The sequence below is a fragment of the Corynebacterium sp. HMSC072A04 genome (genome assembly GCF_001809235.1).
In the GTDB taxonomy this organism is placed as follows: domain Bacteria; phylum Actinomycetota; class Actinomycetes; order Mycobacteriales; family Mycobacteriaceae; genus Corynebacterium; species Corynebacterium hiratae.
In genome coordinates this window covers 1-760 of record NZ_KV796738.1, presented here as the reverse complement: position 1 = coordinate 760, position 760 = coordinate 1, and the positions used below count along the sequence as shown (strand labels likewise).

The following is a 760-nucleotide window of genomic DNA, read 5'->3' as shown; positions in this document are numbered from 1 at the left end:
AGCATGTCGGTGCGGTAGAACCGTGCGGAGTAGTCTTTGCGGCATGCTGCTGTGATCAGGGCTTGGGCGAGGTAGGTTTTGCCGACTGAGGATTTGCCCAGGATGACAATGTTTTGGCCCAGGTGGCACCATTGTCCGTGAGCGAGTCTGCTGACTTGCTCGGGGTTGATGTTGCGGTCAGGCGTGCAGACTACCTTTTCAAGGCAAGCATCAAGGTTTGGCGATCGGGATGCTTTCAGCAGTTTGTTGATGCGTCGTTCACGCCTGGCCGCGACTTCTTTATCGAGTGCGTAGAGCACCTTTTGGGAAAACGTCCATGTGTCGAATGCGGGATCGTTGGCGATGTCGATAACGCTTCTGCCGAAGGCAGTCATCCGCAGCGCGGTGAAGTCGGCCAGAACGGATTCGTCAAGGAAGCGATCTGTTGGCGGGGTTGGTGATGACATGGGCTTTAGTTTCCTTTCTTAACGAGGTTGTCCATGTTGAACTGGTCTGCACCGCCGAGAAACGCGCCTGTGGTATCCCTGTCGGAGACTGCAGGGGCGGTGGATTGGTTGGTTGTGGTGCTGCGCGTGGGCTGGTTACCCCCGCGGGGCCGTGTGGCGTGTTCTTTGCGTATGGCGGCCATCATGTTTTTGACTGCGGTATATGACACCGCTCGTCGGCTGCCGTTGTTGGCCATCAGGCGCTGGCATGCCTCTTCCAGGATTGGTTTGTTGCCGTGTTTGCCCATCGACAGCACGTTTCTACAGGATTGGTA

At 56.6% G+C, this 760-nt stretch carries 1 protein-coding gene and 1 pseudogene; both read right to left on the bottom strand.

The genetic code is table 11. The annotated features are described in order from the left end of the window. Positions 1–446: ATP-binding protein (locus HMPREF2565_RS01565; protein ID WP_168162649.1), on the bottom strand; the 446-nt coding region annotated here is incomplete at its 3' end. Positions 447–451: 5 nt separating this feature from the next. Further along, positions 452–760 (bottom strand): annotated as a pseudogene (locus HMPREF2565_RS01560) (IS21 family transposase); the annotation flags it as partial.